25 protein-coding genes are annotated in these 20,905 nt (G+C 39.8%); 5 read left to right on the top strand and 20 right to left on the bottom strand.

The window, feature by feature from the left end:
* Nucleotides 1-22: 22 nt before the first annotated feature.
* The 18 genes from JWP71_RS02255 to JWP71_RS02170 form a co-directional block, all read right to left on the bottom strand.
* On the bottom strand, nt 23-1,684 hold the full coding sequence (locus tag JWP71_RS02255; RefSeq protein WP_299496641.1) for a glutamine--tRNA ligase/YqeY domain fusion protein: 1,662 nt from the start codon (nt 1,682-1,684) through the stop codon (nt 23-25).
* A gap of 344 nt (nt 1,685-2,028) precedes the next feature.
* Entirely contained in the window at nt 2,029-2,715 is a 687-nt protein-coding gene (locus tag JWP71_RS02250) for a porin family protein (protein ID WP_299496639.1), read from the bottom strand.
* A 190-nt stretch (nt 2,716-2,905) separates the two neighbouring features.
* The gene (locus JWP71_RS02245; protein WP_299496637.1) at nt 2,906-3,460 is read right to left on the bottom strand and encodes a hypothetical protein; all 555 of its coding nucleotides are present in this window, start codon (nt 3,458-3,460) and stop codon (nt 2,906-2,908) included.
* 768 nt (nt 3,461-4,228) lie between these two features.
* Nucleotides 4,229-4,540, bottom strand: a complete 312-nt coding sequence (locus JWP71_RS02240; protein WP_299496635.1) for a hypothetical protein — start codon at nt 4,538-4,540, stop codon at nt 4,229-4,231.
* Nucleotides 4,541-4,629: 89 nt separating this feature from the next.
* On the bottom strand, nt 4,630-5,316 hold the full coding sequence (locus JWP71_RS02235) for a hypothetical protein (RefSeq protein WP_299496633.1): 687 nt from the start codon (nt 5,314-5,316) through the stop codon (nt 4,630-4,632).
* Nucleotides 5,317-5,340: 24 nt separating this feature from the next.
* Nucleotides 5,341-5,802: a hypothetical protein gene (locus tag JWP71_RS02230; RefSeq protein ID WP_299496630.1), complete on the bottom strand. Its 462-nt coding sequence runs from the start codon at nt 5,800-5,802 to the stop codon at nt 5,341-5,343.
* A gap of 3 nt (nt 5,803-5,805) precedes the next feature.
* On the bottom strand, nt 5,806-6,885 hold the full coding sequence (locus JWP71_RS02225; protein ID WP_299496628.1) for a hypothetical protein: 1,080 nt from the start codon (nt 6,883-6,885) through the stop codon (nt 5,806-5,808).
* Between the two features lies 1 nt (nt 6,886).
* Entirely contained in the window at nt 6,887-7,096 is a 210-nt protein-coding gene (locus tag JWP71_RS02220) for a hypothetical protein (RefSeq protein WP_299496627.1), read from the bottom strand.
* A 2-nt stretch (nt 7,097-7,098) separates the two neighbouring features.
* Nucleotides 7,099-8,808, bottom strand: coding sequence for a tape measure protein (locus tag JWP71_RS02215; RefSeq protein ID WP_299496625.1), 1,710 nt, complete (start codon nt 8,806-8,808; stop codon nt 7,099-7,101).
* A complete protein-coding gene (locus tag JWP71_RS02210; RefSeq protein ID WP_299496623.1) occupies nt 8,793-9,092 on the bottom strand; it encodes a hypothetical protein in 300 nt (99 codons plus the stop codon). The genes JWP71_RS02215 and JWP71_RS02210 overlap by 16 nt, the downstream gene beginning before the upstream one ends.
* 102 nt (nt 9,093-9,194) lie before the next feature.
* The gene (locus tag JWP71_RS02205) at nt 9,195-10,064 is read right to left on the bottom strand and encodes a hypothetical protein (RefSeq protein ID WP_299496621.1); all 870 of its coding nucleotides are present in this window, start codon (nt 10,062-10,064) and stop codon (nt 9,195-9,197) included.
* Nucleotides 10,065-10,470: 406 nt separating this feature from the next.
* Complete coding sequence (locus JWP71_RS02200; protein WP_299496618.1) at nt 10,471-10,719, bottom strand: hypothetical protein; 249 nt, start codon at nt 10,717-10,719, stop codon at nt 10,471-10,473.
* Nucleotides 10,720-10,770: 51 nt separating this feature from the next.
* The gene (locus JWP71_RS02195) at nt 10,771-11,235 is read right to left on the bottom strand and encodes a hypothetical protein (RefSeq protein ID WP_299496615.1); all 465 of its coding nucleotides are present in this window, start codon (nt 11,233-11,235) and stop codon (nt 10,771-10,773) included.
* Nucleotides 11,236-11,240: 5 nt separating this feature from the next.
* Nucleotides 11,241-11,681, bottom strand: coding sequence for a hypothetical protein (locus tag JWP71_RS02190; protein ID WP_299496613.1), 441 nt, complete (start codon nt 11,679-11,681; stop codon nt 11,241-11,243).
* Nucleotides 11,682-11,685: 4 nt separating this feature from the next.
* Nucleotides 11,686-12,162: a hypothetical protein gene (locus JWP71_RS02185; RefSeq protein WP_299496611.1), complete on the bottom strand. Its 477-nt coding sequence runs from the start codon at nt 12,160-12,162 to the stop codon at nt 11,686-11,688.
* 3 nt (nt 12,163-12,165) lie between these two features.
* The gene (locus JWP71_RS02180; protein WP_299496609.1) at nt 12,166-13,068 is read right to left on the bottom strand and encodes an ATP-binding protein; all 903 of its coding nucleotides are present in this window, start codon (nt 13,066-13,068) and stop codon (nt 12,166-12,168) included.
* Nucleotides 13,069-13,078: 10 nt separating this feature from the next.
* A complete protein-coding gene (locus tag JWP71_RS02175; protein ID WP_299496607.1) occupies nt 13,079-15,070 on the bottom strand; it encodes a hypothetical protein in 1,992 nt (663 codons plus the stop codon).
* Between the two features lie 8 nt (nt 15,071-15,078).
* A complete protein-coding gene (locus JWP71_RS02170) occupies nt 15,079-15,276 on the bottom strand; it encodes a LacI family DNA-binding transcriptional regulator (protein ID WP_299496605.1) in 198 nt (65 codons plus the stop codon).
* An 83-nt stretch (nt 15,277-15,359) separates the two neighbouring features.
* Between JWP71_RS02170 and JWP71_RS02165 the strand changes: the two genes are divergently transcribed.
* The gene (locus JWP71_RS02165; protein ID WP_299496602.1) at nt 15,360-16,043 is read left to right on the top strand and encodes a helix-turn-helix transcriptional regulator; all 684 of its coding nucleotides are present in this window, start codon (nt 15,360-15,362) and stop codon (nt 16,041-16,043) included.
* A 723-nt stretch (nt 16,044-16,766) separates the two neighbouring features.
* On the opposite strand, the gene JWP71_RS02160 is transcribed toward JWP71_RS02165, so the two are convergent.
* A complete protein-coding gene (locus JWP71_RS02160) occupies nt 16,767-17,324 on the bottom strand; it encodes a transposase (RefSeq protein ID WP_299496599.1) in 558 nt (185 codons plus the stop codon).
* 475 nt (nt 17,325-17,799) lie between these two features.
* On the opposite strand from JWP71_RS02160, the gene JWP71_RS02155 reads away from it, so the two are divergent.
* Genes JWP71_RS02155 through JWP71_RS02145 form a run of 3 tightly spaced genes read left to right on the top strand, consistent with a single transcriptional unit; the run spans nt 17,800 to nt 19,249 of the window.
* Nucleotides 17,800-18,042, top strand: a complete 243-nt coding sequence (locus JWP71_RS02155; protein WP_299496597.1) for a hypothetical protein — start codon at nt 17,800-17,802, stop codon at nt 18,040-18,042.
* Between the two features lie 38 nt (nt 18,043-18,080).
* Complete coding sequence (locus tag JWP71_RS02150) at nt 18,081-18,377, top strand: helix-turn-helix transcriptional regulator (protein WP_299496595.1); 297 nt, start codon at nt 18,081-18,083, stop codon at nt 18,375-18,377.
* A gap of 38 nt (nt 18,378-18,415) precedes the next feature.
* Nucleotides 18,416-19,249 (top strand): reverse transcriptase family protein, encoded by an 834-nt coding sequence (locus JWP71_RS02145; RefSeq protein ID WP_299496592.1) that lies wholly within the window; start codon nt 18,416-18,418, stop codon nt 19,247-19,249.
* 124 nt (nt 19,250-19,373) lie between these two features.
* On the opposite strand, the gene JWP71_RS02140 is transcribed toward JWP71_RS02145, so the two are convergent.
* Complete coding sequence (locus JWP71_RS02140; protein WP_299496590.1) at nt 19,374-20,099, bottom strand: SDR family NAD(P)-dependent oxidoreductase; 726 nt, start codon at nt 20,097-20,099, stop codon at nt 19,374-19,376.
* 423 nt (nt 20,100-20,522) lie between these two features.
* Between JWP71_RS02140 and JWP71_RS02135 the strand changes: the two genes are divergently transcribed.
* A partial coding sequence (locus tag JWP71_RS02135; protein ID WP_299496588.1) for an FAD-binding protein occupies nt 20,523-20,905 on the top strand: 383 nt, incomplete at its 3' end.

Genomic DNA, 20,905 nt, shown 5'->3' with positions numbered 1-20,905 from the left:
TTTTGCTTTAAGCCTTCGACTTTTAGCTTTTCTTCGCCCACCCATCTTTCAAGGTCACGGTACGGTTAAACACCAGTTGATCAGCAGTTGAATGTTTATCCAGCGTGAAATAACCTTTACGAATAAATTGGTAGCCTTTCCCCATTTCGGCATTGGCCAGGTCGGCCTCTATGTAAGCGTTAGGGATGATATGTAAGCTGTTTGGATTGATGTAATCTTTAAAATCACCTTCCTCGTTTGATGGATCCTCTACCTGGAACAACCGATCATACAAACGCACCTCGGCTGTTTTAGCGTGGGGTACACTTACCCAGTGGATAGTGCCTTTAACATTGATACCGCTGGTATCATGGCCCGATTTTGATTCGGCGATGTAGGTGCAATATATTTCTGTAACCTTGCCATCGGCATCCTTTTTAAAATCCTCGCATTTAACAATGTAAGCATTCTTTAAACGCACCATCAGCCCAACACCTAAACGGAAAAACTTTTTAGGCGGCTCTTCCATAAAGTCCTCACGCTCTATCCAAAGTTCATTGCTGAAAGGCATATCCCTGCCGCCATCCCCGCCTTCAACTTCGGGGTTGTTTTCGCCGTGCATGGTTTCTGTTTTCCCTTCGGGATAGTTCGTGATGATCATTTTTATCGGATCTAACACGGCCATGCGGCGCCAGGCAGTTTTGTTCAGATCCTCGCGGATACAGAATTCCAGCAAGCTAAAATCTATCATATTCTCGCGTTTGGCAACACCAATACGCTCGCAAAATTCGCGGATAGACGCGGCCGTATAACCCCGACGGCGCAAACCGCTGATGGTAGCCATACGCGGATCATCCCAGCTTTCTACATGGTTCTCATTAACCAATTGCAGCAGCTTACGTTTACTCATAACGGTGTACGTCATGTTTAAACGGGCAAACTCATATTGTTTGGATGGGAATATATTTAGCTCCTCTATAAACAAGTCATACAATGGCCTGTGCGACACAAATTCAAGCGTACAAATAGAGTGTGTTATTTCTTCAATGGCATCAGATTGCCCATGCGCGAAATCATACATTGGGTAAATGCACCAGGCATCGCCGGTGCGGTGATGGTGGGCATGTTTAATGCGGTATATTAATGGGTCGCGCAGCAACATATTGGGCGAGGCCAGGTCTATCTTTGCACGCAGTACTTTATCACCATCCTGGTATTTACCGGCTTTCATATCGGCAAATAATTGCAGGTTTTCTTCTACGCTGCGGCTGCGGTATTCGTTAGGTGTGCCCGGTTCGGTAGGTGTGCCCTTTTGCGCGGCAATTTCTTCGGCTGTGCTGTCGTCCACATAGGCCAGGCCCTTTTTTATCAGCGTTACGGCAAAATTATATAATTTATCAAAATAATCAGACGCATATAACTCTTCGGCCCAATCAAAACCCAGCCATTTTACATCTTCTTTAATGCTGTCAACATATTCGGTTTCTTCTTTGGTGGGGTTGGTATCATCAAAACGCAGGTTGGTTTTGCCGTTGTATTTTTTTGCCAGCCCGAAATTTAAGCAGATGGACTTAGCATGACCAATATGCAAATAGCCATTAGGCTCGGGCGGGAAACGGGTTAATACCCGGCCGCCGTGCTTGCCCGCAGCTATATCTTCTTCAACTATTTCTTCAATAAAATTTAATGATCTCTCTTCGCTCATAATAGGGCAAAAGTATGTTTTTTAGCTGAAAGCGGAAAGCGGAGTAAAGCGAAACGGCGTTTGGGCCGTGCGGTTCCCTCCACCTGGGAGGATAGTCAATGTCATTAAGTTAAGGAAAACCCCATCGGGGTTCAAGGTCGGTAGAAAAATAAATACAAAAAGAAATGCTGTGCCGTCAGGTACGGAACCTCGCCGATGTTGCGTACCTGACGGCACGCTAAATGATTTATATAATATTTTCTACCGACGTTTTGCCCCTACAGGGGCATTTTAAACATGATCTCCCTTAACTTGATGACATTGTGGGAGAATCTCCTAAACCGCCCGTTAGCAATCATAAAATCTTACAAAAACCAATAACCTGCCGAAAAGCTAAGTGTATGGTTCTTATTTGCGTATCCGTTATCCGAAAGTTTAGCCAGGCCATAATCATAACCGGCACTAAATGATATTTTGTTTTTAAAAGCTATGCCAACCAGCGCATTGGCGCCGTAATCTAATTTTTTAATGTTATCTGCACCATTGCCAGAGCTTACTACCCCGCTGCCTACGATGTTGGTAGGCGTACCGATTTGGGTGGCCGTTGATGTAAAGTCGTCTTTGCCCGACAGTAATCGCGCGGCATATGGTCCGCCGCCAATAAATAACTTGCCAAGTCCTGTTACCGGGATATTATATAAAACATTTACCGGCAGTTGCAGATAATTGAGGGTTTGCTTATCGGTGGTGGTGTTGGTATAGCTGCCGCCGGTAGATACCTCGTTTGTTGTTGCAACATAATTGCTGCCTTTTGTAGTATACAATAAGCCGGGTTGGATGGAAAACTGTGCTACGTCAACGCCGGCTACAATGCCTGCATGAAACCCGGTAAGAGCTGAAGTGGTAACGTTTGAGGTTCCACTCCCCCACATTAATTCACTGCCACTATACGACGACAGGTTTAAACCGGCATTAACACTCAATTTAACAGATTGTGCAACCGACAGGCTAAGAGAGCCCGCCATGCAAATTAAAAGCATGATCTTTTTCATTTTGATAAAATTCAGTTAGGATTTTAATTAGGTAAACGAACAATTATAACCAAACTGATAATGAAGGATAAAAAAAAGCTGTAAAGTGATTGTTGGTAATAGCGTTGTTACAAATAATGGCAAAACTGAATTGTGATGCCCTTTATTATGGCTATGCGCCGCCGGCGAATACGAGCTCGAGAGTACCATCCTAAACCGCCAGCTTCGCCTGCAAAGTATTAGCCATCCGTTTAATAAATAAATAATTTACCGAGCCGCCAATTACCGCGCCCACTACCGGTATCAGCCGTTCGGCGGTTTTCGAGCCGAGGTTGAGCATCAGCTTTTCGGCAACCTCTTCCATTACGTTTTTGCTGATGGTCATCCCCGTATCTACCTTTAACGAGGCAGCCACTATCGTAAAAAAATCAGCAAATTTTAGCTGGTATTTGCCCGTATAATAATAATTAATAGCCAGCGTAACCCTAAACTGCTGTGTAATTATATTGATCAGATCAAACGGGATGCCCAACACCAGGGTAGATAAGCCACCCGCGCCGGCCATAGCGCCCGAGCCTGCCGCCAGCAGCGCGCATTGGTTAATGAATTTTTCAAGGCCCAGCTTATCAACACCCGTTTTAATGCCCAGTTGGTCTATCCGGTTAAAAATTTGTTTAAAGCCAGTTTGTGCCAGTTGGGTAAAACCCGCTTTTATTTTGGCATCAATCCCTTTAAGGTTAAATGCAGGTAATTTTGGTTTGCGCATGTTGTAAATAGTAAATTATGGCAGGTAGCACTATTTCCATGCCAGTGTTTATTTTCTGACAATTTTTTGGTGTTTTTACTTTCTCGCTGCCCGGCTGGGGGCCTGATATGCCGATAGTCTTAGCCTATCGTATAAAAAGCTGCTTAATGTAGTTGCAAGATAGGCATAATTGGGTATGATCGAAAAATCCAAAAGTCCGATTTTCTAAATCCAAAAAGGAAATTTAGAGGGTAAAAAGATGGAAACAACGACAAATTAAGCCTTAAATACAACGTAAATTATGCCTGTAGTTAAGGGGGTATATGCACAATAGGCGTTTAAACAATTACAAAAGTGTTTGCCACGGGACACATAATATGACTATTTAATCTCTTAAAATTAAAACGACTTGTAATATTTTCCCCGACTTAATTGCCGATAAGTTTGAATAACAGCCGGAAACAGAACTTGACAGATAAACTAAAAACCGCTAAAGCTTATCCCTGTGCTGGCTGATTAGGCCACAAAGGGGACTTTAACGGTTTTGCAAGCTATTAACACCAGCCCATAACAACGAACGCTAAACAACGGCCGGAAATGGAGCCTTAACGGCTAATTTATAATACTTGTAATGGCTTTCCGAATACGGACTGCTATTAAAGAATAACAGGCATTGGATGCATAACCTTACGAAGGTATTAAAGTTATTTTAAAAACCCATTAAAGGGCTTTAAATCAATATTTCAAAGAACAGTTTTGTTTGTGAGAGTTCAAGAAGAGGGCCGGTTTTTAATTCCAGTTATAGTGTGGCAATTTATTAGCTAAATATTTTTTATCAGCGTTGTCTTGTTTTAATTTCTCCAGGTGATCGCCAGCACCCATTATAAGCTGGGCTATACGTAATTCACTTAAATCAAATTCATCATGAAGTACCGTAAGCGTGCGCTCGTACCGCAAGCCTTTGATATTGAAGTAATAATAAAAACGACATGCTATTTTGTAGTTTCTATTATCTGTATAGCACCCCTTTACATGCTTTTCAGTGGATTTATTTATATCCTCTTTGAATATTGAGTTTGCAAATTGTGCCCCTAACGCCATTTGTAAAATTGATATTTATATAGTTAAAAGATAAGATTTAAAAAACGGCTACGCCTCGCGCGTAGCCGACTACAAAAAACCAAATGAAATTACGTTGTAAATAATGAACCCGTCTGTTCAAACTTCCTTATATAACTAAGGCTTGGCGTAAACTCATCACCGATTATAGCTATACCCTTCATTTGGGTTAACGCTTGTACAGCGGGTTGTGTGCCAGCATCGCAACCAATTAATATAGCGTCCTTATATGCTGCATCGTGGGTATTTAATGCATCACAAACACCCTGCAAACTGTTCGCTAAAGCCGCGCTGGCATCGGTTTGAGTGTAATAAGTATATTTGGCGGTTATAGTATCATAAGCCGTTGGCACTTTCGCCACCACTCCAGCAGTAAGAATTAATAAAGCAATTTCTACTGCATTAACTCCAAGGTTGTTACTATAAAGATAACCAACGCCTTTTAAGGCTGTTATTACCGACGAAACATCAGGAATAGCCATTATACTACGCATTCCTTCTCTTGTTACCGTAATGCCATTTACCATATAGGTAGCAGCATCTAAAAGTTTATTAATGACAAACTCTTGTTCAAAATTAGGGCCGCCGTTCCCCCTATATGTCCAAGAAACAAGATTATTTATTTCATTCAATGTAACATTAATGCCCAGCGCGGTTAGGGCATCATAAATAGATTGAAATAGCGCAACGCTATCGTCTAAAAATTCTTTTTCCCGCTCTATTCGGGTGATGTCGGTATAAATTAATACGGGGTTCATTTTTTCATTTTTTAAGGTTAATTATTATTTTAAAAGGTCATTAATTCGCAATACAAGTCCCGTTATGGTTGGAACATCCTTTGGAGCGGCTACAGATAAAACACCGTTAACCAAGTCCGTCAATATCTTTTTTAGGCTTTCTTCGCCCTTTTGAATTAGTACGCCGGTGGTGTCCATTGTTAACACTGTTATGCCGGTAGTTACCCTATACAGGCTTATTTCATCGCAACTAAATACTATATAGTCACCCTCATTTATTTTTCCAACTATCACTTGTGTGCCCGCTTTTGGCAGCACATCAATACTTTGATTTTCGCTTACAACCGCACGAAGCCGTACACCATACACCGGTATGGTGTCTAATTCAATATCGCAAGTAAAATCTTCGTCGCTTACGGCTAATACTACCGCATCATGTAGGGTCATTGGGCCAAAGGCGGCGGCGGTCTTTAAAAACTGTTCTCTTAACTTAGCTATTTCTTCCATTTTTTAATCTAATCTGTATGTTATATCAACCTTTCGTCGGGCTCCTTTTACGCCAAATGTTACTTCTATTCCCGGAACAAAATAAGTTCCGGCGCGCGCACCATTATATCTTTTATCTGTTATAGTAGCTTTCCAGCCGGGCAGGCAAAATGGCTGCAAAAAGCCGGTTATTTTTCCTTCAAAACCATCATACTTTAATCGTTTTAACCTTGCGGCAGCTAAGTCTTTTAAATTTTCACCGTCGCGTAAGTAAGGCATGTTTATAGTTTGTATAGCGCCGCCCATGTCTCCAGCTTCATACAGCGCAACTTTTCCGGTTTTTAATCTTGCTGTAATGCGCACACGCACCAGGTTATCTTTACCTAACCGCTGCTTTAAATCGGGTTGATTTGTTACGCAGTTATAACCGATATTATATTTAACTTCTGCTAAACCAGTAAGCGTTTTTGTTCCATCGGTATTGGTGGTAGTCCGACCTTCTTCAATGCCCGCGTACAATACATTATCAGCAAAATATATAGTGAGTAGCGCCCTTGTTTTTAAGTCGTCAAGTATGTCTAAACCACTTTTATTAGGGATGCTGTAATTAGTCAATGGAATATTTGGAATGTCCGGACTTAACACAATATCAGTACCTTGTATCACCCTGGTTAAAACCTCTTTTACAGTTGTCACCTTCCAACTGGCTAATATGTTTTGATTACGTAACTGCCAGGCATAACCCTCCATTTCAATAGTGATTGGCGTTGTTAAGTTTACCCGGCGCACAAAGCCCCGAAACTCATTACGCAGGTCGCCATTATATCCTAGGTCAATACTTACCGGGTCGCCCTCTTTAAATAACTTAGCAGTTTGTACGCTGCTGTTAGGCAAGTTTGGCGTTACTTGCTGTGTGCCTAAACCCACAAAACTAAGCGTTTGGTTTATAACACTTTTAATACTTACAATACCTCCTAACCCCGGTATTTTAAGCGTTGCGGTATCGATGATTACATGCACGTTCTTTTTTATCACCAGTTCATTTACACCGCCTGGAAAGCTGTACTGTCCTATCTTTATAATGCTGTTTAATACGAATGCCATATTACTCGACGTATAATATAATTTTGTCTATAGTGCCACAGGGTAACAAATCCCAGTCGCCGGGGAATTTAAGGGCAGCCGAAATTGGATTTGCTATAACGTTTTCTTCAGCTGTCTTATCTTCTGATTTAAGGAGAGATACTTGCATATCGTCGCTACCTATAGTTTTTGCTTCATTCCAAAGTGGATAAGTTTCTTTTGTATTTTCCATTTTTAATTAGGATTTACGGCAGCGTTACCTGAGTTAACAACCTGGTTAAACATTTCAATGAACATATTTTGTATTTGCTCTTTACCTTCTTTAAGCGTAGCAGCATGGATAGTAATTTGATCTATGCCCTGTTTGGCTATGTTTATGGTAAGATTGCGCACGCCCCCGCCCGAAATGCCTTTAGCTGTATCGGCCACACCGTCAGGAACGTTACCGCCAGTGCTCTGCGCCTTTAGGTCGAACTTGCCACTCAGATAAGACATAGGGCTTAGGCCTTTGCCTTTTGGCTTACCCTCGTTATCATATCCGGCTACATCCATTGCTCGGTTCCAAACATGATCATTATCTAATTTCCGGTATATTTTAACCAGTCTTGGGTCGCTGGTTGTTAACGCCTTTGCCGCACCTAAAAGATCGCCTTTCATTACCAGCCCTTCAAAGTTCGACCACTTAAAGCCTAAGTCTTTAAAGCCTAAAATTGTGCGCTGTATCCAGTAGGTTACATCCTCAAACGTTCGGCGTATGTTACCCCAAACGTCAGTTACCTTATCGGCGGTATCTTTAGTATTATCGGCAAAATCATTGTTGTACTTATTCAAACCGGCATAAGCATAGGCCAGTAAACCAACGGCGGCAAGCGGCCACATAGCCGCAGCCTCTAAAGCATAGGTGCTTATCGTTGCGCGTTCTGTCCATGCCGTATATACACCCCAGGCTGCGGCCATACTGCCAATTCCTATTGCTATGTTTTGCAATAAATCGGGCTGTCCTATTAAGCCATTTAAGAAAATGGCGATACCCCCTAAAGCGGGCAGCAATTTCATGCCGATGGTACCCGAAAGCGTTTCAAGCGCACCCCTAAACGCAATCCATTTGCCGGTTGGTGTCTCACCTATCCGCTGCATGCCGTCATGAAATCGGCCCATAGGCCCAGTAGCGTATTGCATTGCACTTGCTAAATCGCCAAAAGTAATTTTGCCCTTTTCCATATCTTTGCGCAAATCAGCCATTGAACGGCCTGTTTTAGCGGCAAGAGCATTTAATGGATTAAATCCCGCGTCATTCATTATCAGCAATTCACGCCCGGTTAACCTCCCGGCAGACGCGGCCTCACTAAAGCCCAGGGTTAAACTTTTCATGTGCTCTACGTCACCCATCGCAATATCGCCCAGCATTTTAAGCGACGGCATTACGTTTTTGGCGGCTACACCAAAACCTAACATCATTTTAGCTTCGCCAAAAACTTCGTTACCATATATAGTATCGGTGGCAAAGCCTATAAGGTCTTTATGTAACTCGCCGCCCTGTTTCTTACCGGCCATTACATCAAAACTTACACCAGCCATTTGCCTGTCCATACCGTTTTTAAGCATACTGCCAATACCTGCCGTAGCCAAGGCAACGCCTCCCAGCATTAAGCCGGTAGCGAACATATTACTCCCCTTACGGCCTTTGTTTTCCAAAGCATCTCTTCGACGCTCCAGTGCATCAATTTCTTTATTTGCACGGGTGATCTGTCGTATGTCCAGCGACATATTTCGGGTTTTAGTCAACGCATCTATTCGGGTGCCTAACTGATCTACAGAACTACCCACCCGATTTATTCGTGTTGACATCCGGCTAAATGCACCGTCCGTATTGTTCGCCATTTGCCGCATTGGGCTGGATACATTATCCCTTATTTTTACTATCCACTCTACAAAGTTTGCCATACTTTTAAATTTTCTTTAATAAGTTCGTGGTTATTCATTAACTCTTTATCGCCGCCCAGCCAGCATACTTCTAAAACCATTTTTAAATATTTGGTTTCGTTGAATGACTTGCCGCTACTGGTGAGTTTTTTTATAATTTTCTTTACTTCACCGTCCGTTGGCAATCTTACATAAGCCTTTTTGTTATCCAATTCCAATACGGCCAAGTCTTTACCGTATCGCTTTTGCCAACCTTCTACTATTGCCAGGGTTGGTGTTTTTATACTTGAAAATATATTGAACATGGTGTGTTTGATTTTAAAACCTTTAAATACTATTTAAATATTCTGCGTAAACAATTATTGACAATCGGCCGATATTCGTATCGTCAAATTGTCAAAGGTTAACTATAGCGGCTTCCCATCTTTTGTTGCTGGTAACCTATCATGCTTTTCATAAAACTTTGCTTTGTAAACTTCGGGTGCGTGTTCTCTTAAAATAGCTGTGCCGTCTCCGGCTACGTTTTTAAGTTCATACCAGTTCTTTGTTACTAATGGTATTACAGATTTGTGTATTTTCCCTTCCAGTCTATCGGGGCTAATTTTGGCATTTTTTACCACGCTCAATATTTCCTTTACTGAATCGTCATCATGGCCGATACCTAATAAAGCCTCGGCATAATCTTCTGTAATTTTGCCTGAATCTACGCCGTTCGTAACCACATCAATAGTTGATTGCTTATGATTATTTGTTGAAAACATAGCCCCTTTTTTTGCCAGTTGTAAATAACTTGAAATGCCGGTATAAGACAGGGCAATTAGTTTGCCGGTAACATCAAATAGCTGCACTGGTAATGCCTGGGCATTACCTCCTATATCAACACAGCTAACATCAGTTACCTTGCATTTTACAACAGTAGGGTTAGTTTGTCCGGCCAGCATATATTTAGGGTCGTCGCTTATCTCTACTGGTATCGCACCTATTGAAAGCATGTTTAATACACCGGCTTCATACTTAGCAAATATTGACATTGCAAAAGTGTCGTTTTCGTCAAATTCGGGCTGACCTGTCCAGGCATCACCGTCCCGACGAATTTCAACTACTCTGCCTAATGGCAAAATTTGATCTTTAGTGTTTCCGCTGGCGCGTTGATGCATCCATAGTAAAATCGGATTATTTATATATTGGCTAAAATCCACACCATCGGATAGAATTCGGTAAGAATAACAATTAAGGGCACTGGTAGTGATTACATACCGTTTGGTGGTTCTTTTCATGGATAGCTTTGGGGTATTAAATAGTTTAAATTTTACGTAGTAAAATTATTTAACTCTTTAATACTCTGCAAATTAGACTGCGACACATAGGTTTTAACAATCACATAATCAGTATATTATGATTAATGTGTGCTAAATCATTTGTAAGGGCAGGGCATCCCTATTAAAGCTACAAAGTGCATATACCCCCCATGCTACAACACGTTTTTTTAACACATCACCCGGGGCTATGAGTAAAAGTTTACGATACATAGTAAGGGGCTTTGTTTTTAGTTGCTCATAAACAACATGGCTAACGCGCAAAATTAACCATTAAAGGATAGGGGTATATGCATTATCAAAAAAGTAAATTCATAAAAAAAGCGCCTTTAAACTAATTTAAAGGCACTTTTTGCACTTTTGCAGGCTAATATTCGTATCCGCCTGCTAATACTTCAATAAGTTCACTTAAATAATACAATTCCATATCGGTGTCTTTTCCGATATTCATCGCTGCGGAATCACTGTCCCTGCTGTTTAATAACAGTCTTGTGTATCTAATATAAATCCGGGTTAGCACTTGTTTCAAATATTCCGGCTCTACGCCTATGGTCAGTAAATCAGTAAATAGAGACACTCTTTTGGCATCTATTTCGGATAAGGTTTTTGTATTCATTGTTTATTTAATTAAGGTTGATTTTTCAATTAAATTTTTACGTTTTTATTTTTACAGTGTTTGTAGATTTAATTCATTCATCAAACTTTTTACTGCTTTATCAGCCAGTTTATTATCACTGCTTTTTTGATTGCTTTTTAAAATTGCTTCAAACTGGCGATGCACCTTAACCAGTTCGCTATAATTCATGGAGTTAAGATTTTTTTTAACCGATCCGCGCTCTTTAATAAACTGAATGAGTTTTGCAGCGTTCATTTTTTTATCGTCCGGGGTATCGCCGTAAATAATCCCAGCCTTATAAGCCAATGAGAAGATAAGGCCCTTTAGCTTTTCGCGAGGGTCGTACTCCGCTAAAAAGGTAATTAAGATGCGGGCTTCGTCTATGGTTAATTCCTTGCTGCTCTCGGTACGGCCATTGCTTACATTGTATACCATTTCGGCTTTTTGATCTGCAATGTCTAAATTATTGAGCAGTACATGTATTTTGGCTATTTGTGGTTTTGTTGCTGTTTGCATTACCGTTAATTTATTATTGGTTTATAAACTAATTCATTAAAGCTGTTTAATGTAATACGTTCCGCTTTAAGTAGGCGGGCCGCTGCCGTGTTGTTATTTTTGATAATCGTTTTGAGTAGTTTTAAGCCGTTATTTCTGCCGCTCTTATCCATTGCGGTTAATATCAATAGGCCGTCAATCGCCACACTGTAAGGCGGCTCCAGGGGCGGGGTATCAATCGCTTTGGTTTTAAGCTTTTCAGCTAATAGCCTTTTAAACATAAAAATGTTAAAGCCCATTTTTAAAAGCTTCGCGGCTATCGGCTCATTATTAAAAATGGCCAATAATAAAGCTTCGCTGCAAATTTCTTTCAATTGGTTATCCCGGCTGATGTGTACCGCATCCGTTAAAATGGCCGCTAACTCATTTTGGGTATCTGTATTGTTTGTTTTTGCTATCGTTTCCATAATTTTAATTTTTTGCGGTGATTTTTTTAATAAAGTCATTTTGTGCCACTTCAATTTGTGCAGCATCTTTAGGGAATATTGTTGTAAAGTGCAAACAAAAGGCAGAAACGACCTCAAATACTACATTTTGCGATTTGCTTACCAGTTTAGCGGCATCCCACCCGTTTTTATAAATCCATAGTTTAACAAGCGTTTCAGGTATGCTTAGTTGCTGGCTGATTTCGCCGGTAGTTAATCCTTTTTCAACATATAAATGCGCGGCTTTATATTCGTTTAATAGTTCCATATCGGGGCGCAAATCCTTCCAGCGGCCAGCTTCATTCCATTTTTGAATAGTCGGCATGGAGAGATTTAGTTTATCGCAGATCGCTTGCGCTGATAGCCCATCTTTTATATACAATACGGCTGCCTGAAATTCCAGTACTGCATAATCTCTTTTTAGTAATCGCTTCCTATCCGTTGGTATATTTTCTGCGCTCATAGGTTATCTTTTATTGTTAAGAATTAATAAACTTTCAACCCGGCGCAAGCCACCTTCATTTTCGCTCATATCGGTTGATATACACCGTCTTATTACGGTTTCCATTTGGGCTTTATCTTCCATATTTACCTCCAGTACGTCGCTGTAAAGCTTCCTGTAAAAGGCCTTCTTATCTTGTTCGCCGTTCGGCACACACCGGGTAAAACTGCTGCTAAACCGGCTAAATATTTCTCTAAACCCAACCTTGCGGGCATTCATCCCCCGCCGTAACTTTTCGCTCAAACCATCCGCGCCAACCAAATACCATCCGCATGCGCCTTCGGTAGCATTCCAAAACTCTTTTAATTCAAGTAATGCGTTATAATTAAGGTCGCCTGCCTCGTCAATTATTACGATAGGTTCCGGCAGCATCTTTAAATAGGCTTTTATTTCGTCTTTTATTGCATTGTACCTGCCGGTGCTATCTAAGCCAATTGCCTTAGCAAGTTTTCTTACCAAAAGTTGTTGCGTTTTTGCCTGGCTGGCATCGACATAAAAGCAGTTTTGCAATTTTTTGGAGAGATATTTAACAGCGAATGTTTTGCCTATTGCGCACTCGTCTACAAACATTTTTGCCTTTGCATGTTCCTTGCAAAAAAGTACATCTTCTTCTATGGTTATAAATACATCCGTTCGCGCCGCTTTCCACTTTCTTTCACCGGCAACTACATTTAATTCCCGGCAGATATGCAGCCAAATACTATCGTTTATAAGGCCGTCTATTGTTCCCGACCGCATGCGGCTCCAAACTGCGCCACTAAATCCCCACTGTTTAGCAAACTTTTCATTGCTACCGCTATGGTTTCCGCGTACTTCAATTAAGGCGGCTACCGCCTTTTTCTTAATGTCTCTTGAAATTTCTATCATGGTTTTGTGTTTAAAATCTTTGGTCTAATGGTTTTACGAAGCTTTGGATTGGCTTGTCAAATTCTGCCGGTTCGGGTAATAGGCCGCCGCTTTTTATATCCGATGGGTCATAATATTTTAAGCCAGGCATTTTAAATTTGCGTTCGGGTTTAGGGGTATTATCAATTATTGTAACTGCTTCAATTCCTTTTTTACGCCTGCGCCCGTATGCTTCTATGGTGGTTATATAACTACTCATTACAGCCATTGCCTTCCTATCTTCGTCCGATTGTTCAATTTTAGCACGGTTAAAACGAGGTTTAACAACGGCTTCACAGATTAGCAATGTGCCGATATAAACCAATGCTTTGAATATTTTGCCGTTATTGTCATCCAGCCAATACACATCTATGTCGTGGCCTTCCACGCGTTCCATTAAGCTTATTAACTTATCACCTAAGCACACTTCGCCGTTATCGCCTAAAATATATTCACTACGGTCCAATTTTATAATGCCAGTTCGGCAACTGGTTCGAGTTTTAAAGCCCAAATAAGGTAATATGGCGTTGTAATTGATTGGTTTTAAATCCGGGTGCTGTCGTTCCATGAAAAATTCCCAGCGGCATAAATCGGGTTCGGTATCATGCGGCATGTTATTCCAGGTTTCATAATTTTTAAAGCATAAGGCTACAATATCTTTGTAATCCATTGCCTCAACCTTTCGGCTTCCGGCCTGGTTACTTTCCCGCCGGGCGTGGGGCCGTGCGTTCCAGTTTGCTTCTATTTTTTCCAGCCCATAACGCATACGACCGTTAAAGTTTTCAATTATTTTCCCCCTCGCATTATTGGCCTCTATGCGCACATTTTCAAACATGGCACCTTCGGCTAAAAAGGTATTGGTAAAAGATGAATTTAAACTACTTTCCGCTTCCAATCCATCCGGCAAACTCAAACCCCATTCCGCATAGTTTCTTACCAACTGGCGGTAAAATTCAAGTATCATAGCTTCTTTTGTTCTTGCTGCCACTATGCACACGCAAGCCCCGCTGGCTACGTCAATTCCTACATAAAGCCAAATTCGTTTGCCGTTTAGCATTACAAACGGTGGCTGCCTATCGTCTATGGATAGTAAACTGCCCGCTTTTGTTGGTTTGTCAAGCGAAGCATACGGCTTATAGCCCTGCATATATTTTTGCCTGTCGCCGCTCCGCGCTGAATATGTTGCTATTGCACTTTTCCAGCCGGTTAAATACTTATTGATAGTGTATTCGCTTAACTCTTTAAATTCCGCCGGGGCGTAAATTTCACCGGTGCCGTTATTTATAATTTCAAGATGTCCGACTAAGAATTTATTATACTGGCGTGATACTTCAATAGGCGAAGGCTTTATAGTAGCTTTAGCAAACATACTTTCCAGCAATGCCATTACATCGTCTGTAACCTTTCGGCTATTGTTATTGCCAATTTTACCCGAAATAAGGCTTACATACCCTTTCTTTTCAAAGGCTTTTAAAACTTCTTTAAAACGCTTTAAACTACCTGGCAGGGTATGTTCTGTATTGTGCTTTGCTTTAAGAGTTTGCTGAAAGGTTATTGTATGATTAAGCAACACCTCATCAACGCCCTTTGTATTTAAACCTTTATTATTTCGTTTTTCAAGATCAGTCCTAAAACCTAATACGGCCCTTAATACCCCTGCATTAAGTATATATTTATCCTGTAATTCGGTGGCTAAATAAAAGCCGTTCTCTAATTTATATTGCGTATAAAAGCGGCGGGCCTCGTTGTCGTTGCGGTAATATTTCTCAAAAATATGCTTAACCAGGCGGGGGTCGCCGATAGCATGCTGTATTTCAGTAGGCATACTATCAAAATCCATTAACAAAACCCGACCATTACCTCCAAGTCTTATACGAATAAACATTCCGTCCCTAAGTCTTTTTTCAATTACATAATAAGAGCTAAAAAAAGGGAGAATTTCGTTTACCGTAACTCCTATTTTACCATTATACTCAACCGGCATAGAATTTCTTAATTGATACGGGCTAAAAGACTATTTTTCTTTTCCGACAGGTCGGCCAGTACTTCGAGCGTTGCCAACTCTATAGCAACATTGTTATTTCTTCCATTTAAGAACTGCGACACGGCTTGTTTAGTAACTCCAGCTTTCTTAGCTATTACCCGGCCATAACCATGCGGGACTTTTGCCTTTAATTCGTTTCTTTCCATTATAATGTTATTTTTGTTTACTATTATAATACAAACTAAGACATTATAATTGACATTAACAACATTTATATTGACAATTTAACATGTTACATTCCAGCATACAATTAAAGAGATTAAGACAGTATTTTAATATAACTCAAGATGAGTTCGCGGAAAAGATTGGTGTTAAGCGAAATAGTATATCAATGATAGAATCCGGGCGTAACAAACCCACTTTTGAGATGATCGGAGATATTTGCAAAGCTTTTAATATATCCGCTGATTATTTTTTATTAGATGAGGAGCCAAACGCTGGCGCAACTTATTTTGTTACTAACGCTGTCGAAAATGTCATTGATATTAACAACCACTTGAATGAAGCCGACTTTTTAAACCAGGCCCAGGTACGTAGTAAACAGGTTAATTTTTTATATCAAAGTTTAATAGATATAAGGTTGTTGCTTTTTCAGGAATTAAATATTAAAGGCGATTTTGCAACTAAGGCCGAAGCTGATCTGCTTAATACGCTGGCAAGGCCATCTATAATTGACAATGAGTTTAGGTATCCTTATAACAATCTTGACACAAAAGGAAAAATAGAATATCTGCGCAAAATAGACAGTTGCATAACTTTATTCACTAATACTTTTTTTGAATGTTTTGACCAATTGTATACCGGGACTCTTATCCCACAGACTAAAGAAATGAGAGACGAATTTTTGAAACGTAGAGCCCAAATAACAGACAATTGGCGGTATACGCATGTGTACAAAAATGTAAAAAAATAGCTGTCCGTTTTTTTGGTGTACGTCCAACTGTCCGTCCAACTGTCCGTCCAACTTTTAAAACCGTTAATTCATAGGTAAAACGGTATCTTAATCGTTACTAACACTTTGTAGAACGAAAAAGCCGCTTAAATGGCGTTAAAGTGTTGTTTATAGGTGATTAATACAAGCAACAATGGTAGAACAGGGCTTTATTAAGGTAAAAAATCCTACTAAAATGGAACCAAAATTGTACCAAATGGAAGTTAGCGGGACAAATCGTTTTACAGCATAAAATTAACCGTAAATCTTAAAAACCGTGTTTAAGCTATTGTAAAGGCTGTTTTTGTACAAAATTCGGACTTTTTTATATTATCTATTTTTAGACATTTGGAAATACCCCCCATATGGGAGCAGTAAAGTGTTTCACAAATTAATGAAACACATGAAACACTTTTTCAGGTTAACCAATTGATATATAGTAATTTGACAAAATGAGTGAAACACTATGAAACAGTACTAACACTTTAAGTAAACAATGTTAAATAGCTTATAATAAACATTTTATGCCATTTTATAAATTTTGCAAATTTAGGGTGAAACACCTGATGTGAAACACTTTTTTTTGAATTATCAGTCCTGAAAAAATTTACACTTTTGGTTGTTAATACTTGATTGAATTTACCCCCCGCTGTTCGAAGTCTCCGACTTCGAACCACTATGCTCGTAGTCTTTAGACTACCGGCGCTAAAAAATCAAACAATCCACATCAATTATCTCATCAATACCGGCATAATTTGATGCGCTCGAATAAACATAATCTTCCGCGCGATAAACCCAACCTGCCTTAACCGGATTTTCATGAATATAATCAATCTTCTGCTGTGTAAATGCAGGTGAGCTTAGTTCAACAAAATGATTTTCATGCTCCCATAACTGGTAGTTTTCGTTACGACTGTGCCTTGACGCATAATATTTAAATTGGTGCAGCATCCATTCGCGCCTGCTTTCGGTATTATTATTTTGTATATCATCTAATATTTGTTTCGCTACAAACTTTTTGCAGTCGCGCACAAAGTCGCTTATGGTATGGCCCTCGTCTACCGAAACTATTAAGTGGATATGATTGGTCATGATTACATAGGCATGCAAATGCAGTCCTTTGTTTTTCTGGCAATATTTAAACGAATCAATTACCACGTCGCGATAGGTTTGTCTTGAAAATACATCTATCCAGCCCACCACCGTAAAGGTCATGTAGTAAATTGCCTGTTGATCGTGAATAATATAGCCTGTGCGCGCCACGCTTTAAATATAGGCTTTGCGGACTGTAGTTGCAAACTACAGGCATAGTGGTTCGAAGTCGGAGACTTCGAACAGCGGGGTTTCTTTTATTATATCAAAATATAACTGTCAGTAAATTATTTTTAAATAAATTTGCACTGTAAGTTATTATTTATAAATTTGTCATGTCGTTCTTTGAAAAAGTAAAAACTCAATCAAATGAAGTGTATTAAGTTACACAACCCGAAAGGGTATCTTAACCTTCACAACATGCATACGGTGTAAAGTGTAACCACTAATACCGCAAATGTTTAGCTAGCAATACCAATTATTACCAATGATACGGTGATTAGGAAGCGATGAGAAGTGTTATTAAGCTGAATGTTATTATTTAGCAGATAAGAGAGGTGGTAGTGATATCATAAACAACGATGATGAGTCTTTTTAGTAGAAATTGAATTAGCAGACAATTTCGTCAACTAAAAACTTATTATATATGAAAAAAGATTTTCAAAAAATTGATGATTTGATCCAAGTGATTCAGGTTGTCATTTCAAAGGACCGTTGTTTTTGTTCTGATTCAAAAAAAGATCTATTAGATAGATGCACTAGCTTATTACAAGAAAGCAAAGTCGAAAGCGGCGAAAAGACAACCATAAATTGGGAACTCGTTTTTAAAGCAATTGAAATTTTAGCTGGATTGTATATTCATGCAGACTTATTCAAACATCTTTTATGATGAAGACGCCTCTCTTTATTCAATTTAATTTTATTATTATGGATTTAGGTGCAGCAATTAAAAGCATTAGAAAGCAGAAAGGAATTAAGCAAAATACTTTCGCAGAGCTTTGCGATATTACACAAGCTTACCTTTCGCAAATTGAAAACAATTTAAAAGAACCAAATTTATCAACATTAAAGAAAATAGCTGAAAAACTATCAATTCCACTCCCGATTTTATTTTTCTTGTCAATGGATGAAACAGATATTCCTTCTGATAAAAAAGACGCCTATTCTTTGATAGCTCCATCTGTACAATCATTACTTAATCAGTTTTTTTCATCTCCAAATTAATTAGTTTGATAAAATCGCTAAAACACCTGTCGTATTTATTGAAAATTCGTGAAAAGGATTTAGACGACTTGTTAAACAATATTGAAAATTATTATTATGAAAAAATAACAGAAAAAACTAATGACGATGGTAGTATTAAATTAAAAAATGGCGTGCCGGATTTAAGGATTATTAATCCCAGCATTCATAGATTAAAAGCAATTCAAAAAAGATTAAGTAAAGTTGTTTTATCAAAAATTCAAATTCCATCTTATGCTTATGGTGGAATAAAAGGAAAAGATAATATAAAAAATGCAAATGTCCACAAAGGGAAGAAATTCAATTTCACTACAGACCTATCTGCTTTTTTTCCATCAATAAATAATAAACAGGTATATGAAATGTTTATATCCTTTGATTTTTCTCCAGATGTAGCGAGTAAATTGGTAAAACTTACTACCTATAAAGGCAAGGTACCACAAGGAGCCCCCACATCATCCCTAATTGCTAATTTGGTATTCATTAAAACTGGAAATAAATTGTCTCAGTTGGCAATTGAAAATAAACTAGCATTCACAACATTTGTAGATGACATCACTTTATCAGGTTCTGAATGTTTCAAAGAAAAAATTCAAAGCATTATTCAAATTATAAATAATGACGGCTATTTAATAAGTCATAAAAAGACGCATTATAAAGCCGGAAATAAAATTGTAACGGGCGTAGGTGTAGGCCAAAATGGATTGACACAAACCAATTCATTGAAAAATAAAATTCTAAAGGAAAAGGATAAAGACAGTCCTAAATATAAAGGCCTTATTAACTATAAAAAAAGAATATTTTCCTTTAATAATCCTATTTACGCCTGTCCCAAACCATTGAGTCCAGACTGATATGCAGATAGTCTTTAGACTATCGTGTAAAAAGCTGTCTATGTAGTTGCAAACTACAGGCATAATTGTTCGAAGTCGGAGACTTCGAACAGCGGACAGATTGTGAAATAAGCAGAACCGCGCCTCAACTTGGATTCAGCCTGTTAAAAGCAACTTTTATAGTGTCGGGGTTGCCATTGGCCATGGTTTCGCTAAAGCCAAAGGTGAGTTCGGTTTTTCCCTGCTTTAACTGTTCAAATACCGCTTCAACAAAAGCACTTACCGGTGGATAAGCGTCGTGCAGGCCCTTGCCACCCAGGTCGGTATTCAGTGCCGGGGGTATCATTTCAATCACTTCAATATTTTTCGCTTTCAGTAAATGGCGTACCGAGAGCGTAAACGAATGGAAAAATGCTTTGGTGGCACAATATACCGGCACGGCAGTTAGCGGCACAAAAGCCAAACCCGAGCTTACATTTATAATAGTGTTTAACGCTTTTAACCCTATAAAAAGCGATGTTAAATGCAGCGGCGCCTCAACATTAGTGGCTAACTCGTCTTTGGCACGTTCATAAAAGTCGGGCGCATCTATTTTTATCCATTGCTGTATACCCGCGTTATTAACCAGCACATTTAAATCGTTATGGTTTTGGGCAACCCAGTTATAAAGCGCTACGCGTTCAGTCTCAACAGAGAGGTCGCACACCCGGGTAATCACCCCGGGAAATTTATCGGCAACTTCTTTTAAAGCAGATTCGCGCCGTCCGCAAATAATAACCGTATTGCCTTCTTTGATAAACCGTTCGGTAAGTCCGAGGCCGATACCGCTTGCCCCGCCGGTAATTAAAATTTTGTTATTGGCTAATTGCATTGTATGTTGTTTTTATAGATCATACAAAGATGACACAAAAAGAGGCAAGGCAGTTTACGAATATTGATTTTTTGTTGAAAAATTCAGGGCAAACTCCGTTAAAATTTCTTTGCCCTCTTTCCGCGCAGCGAAGAGAGGGCCGACCAGCGTAGCGTAGTCGGGGTGAGTAATCGCTACCATGCACTGGCGGTAATGTCGCTTTATTAGTACTCACCCGATCATCGCTAAGTCGCTCGATCTCCCTCTCTTCCGCAAGCGGTAAAGAGGGTAGATCAGGGTAGACCAGGTAGGTCAGGGTAGTTCACCCCCTGCGAGATTTATCCCATGTGCTTAGCCTAATCTCTAATCTTTAATCACCAATCTTTATTAACCAATCACTAATCCCTATCTTTACCCCATCCGGGATAAAAACCCGGCAACCCAATGATAAAAGAAATAGAAATAACCTGCCCACCCGGGCAGCAGGAAGACGAAGCAGCGTTAAAAAGCATTGCCGCTTCATCGCTTAACCTATCACCACAAAAAATTACTGGCATACAGGTACTAAAACGCAGTATCGACGCGCGTGGCCGCCGGGTGCTTTACCGCATGCAGGTTAAGGTTTTTATAGATGAGAGCCATCACCCCGAAACTTACACGCAACAATACCCCGATGTTAAAAACGGCAAGCCGGTAATTATTGTAGGCGCTGGTCCGGCCGGGTTGTTCGCGGCGTTGCAGTGTATAGAAATGGGCATGAAGCCTGTTATTGTAGAGCGCGGCAAGGCAGTTAAAGAGCGCCGGCGCGATCTGGCCAACATCAACAA

Source organism: Mucilaginibacter sp., assembly GCF_028287845.1.
In the GTDB taxonomy this organism is placed as follows: Bacteria; Bacteroidota; Bacteroidia; order Sphingobacteriales; family Sphingobacteriaceae; genus Mucilaginibacter.
Note: the sequence above shows the minus strand (reverse complement) of the source record. Positions and strands in the feature narration are given on the sequence as shown.

Coding starts and splice junctions, on each gene's coding strand:
- JWP71_RS02185 (WP_299496611.1), bottom strand. CDS start 12,162: ATGAGCGCAGAAAATATACCAACGGATAGGAAGCGATTACTAAAAAGA.
- JWP71_RS02240 (WP_299496635.1), bottom strand. CDS start 4,540: ATGGCGTTAGGGGCACAATTTGCAAACTCAATATTCAAAGAGGATATA.
- JWP71_RS02205 (WP_299496621.1), bottom strand. CDS start 10,064: ATGAAAAGAACCACCAAACGGTATGTAATCACTACCAGTGCCCTTAAT.
- JWP71_RS02245 (WP_299496637.1), bottom strand. CDS start 3,460: ATGCGCAAACCAAAATTACCTGCATTTAACCTTAAAGGGATTGATGCC.
- JWP71_RS02195 (WP_299496615.1), bottom strand. CDS start 11,235: ATGCAAACAGCAACAAAACCACAAATAGCCAAAATACATGTACTGCTC.
- JWP71_RS02170 (WP_299496605.1), bottom strand. CDS start 15,276: ATGGAAAGAAACGAATTAAAGGCAAAAGTCCCGCATGGTTATGGCCGG.
- JWP71_RS02225 (WP_299496628.1), bottom strand. CDS start 6,885: ATGGCATTCGTATTAAACAGCATTATAAAGATAGGACAGTACAGCTTT.
- JWP71_RS02175 (WP_299496607.1), bottom strand. CDS start 15,070: ATGCCGGTTGAGTATAATGGTAAAATAGGAGTTACGGTAAACGAAATT.
- JWP71_RS02215 (WP_299496625.1), bottom strand. CDS start 8,808: ATGGCAAACTTTGTAGAGTGGATAGTAAAAATAAGGGATAATGTATCC.
- JWP71_RS02230 (WP_299496630.1), bottom strand. CDS start 5,802: ATGGAAGAAATAGCTAAGTTAAGAGAACAGTTTTTAAAGACCGCCGCC.
- JWP71_RS02200 (WP_299496618.1), bottom strand. CDS start 10,719: ATGAATACAAAAACCTTATCCGAAATAGATGCCAAAAGAGTGTCTCTA.
- JWP71_RS02155 (WP_299496597.1), top strand. CDS start 17,800: ATGAAAAAAGATTTTCAAAAAATTGATGATTTGATCCAAGTGATTCAG.
- JWP71_RS02180 (WP_299496609.1), bottom strand. CDS start 13,068: ATGATAGAAATTTCAAGAGACATTAAGAAAAAGGCGGTAGCCGCCTTA.
- JWP71_RS02235 (WP_299496633.1), bottom strand. CDS start 5,316: ATGAACCCCGTATTAATTTATACCGACATCACCCGAATAGAGCGGGAA.
- JWP71_RS02190 (WP_299496613.1), bottom strand. CDS start 11,681: ATGGAAACGATAGCAAAAACAAACAATACAGATACCCAAAATGAGTTA.
- JWP71_RS02140 (WP_299496590.1), bottom strand. CDS start 20,099: ATGCAATTAGCCAATAACAAAATTTTAATTACCGGCGGGGCAAGCGGT.
- JWP71_RS02255 (WP_299496641.1), bottom strand. CDS start 1,684: ATGAGCGAAGAGAGATCATTAAATTTTATTGAAGAAATAGTTGAAGAA.
- JWP71_RS02210 (WP_299496623.1), bottom strand. CDS start 9,092: ATGTTCAATATATTTTCAAGTATAAAAACACCAACCCTGGCAATAGTA.
- JWP71_RS02220 (WP_299496627.1), bottom strand. CDS start 7,096: ATGGAAAATACAAAAGAAACTTATCCACTTTGGAATGAAGCAAAAACT.
- JWP71_RS02250 (WP_299496639.1), bottom strand. CDS start 2,715: ATGAAAAAGATCATGCTTTTAATTTGCATGGCGGGCTCTCTTAGCCTG.
- JWP71_RS02150 (WP_299496595.1), top strand. CDS start 18,081: ATGGATTTAGGTGCAGCAATTAAAAGCATTAGAAAGCAGAAAGGAATT.
- JWP71_RS02165 (WP_299496602.1), top strand. CDS start 15,360: ATGTTACATTCCAGCATACAATTAAAGAGATTAAGACAGTATTTTAAT.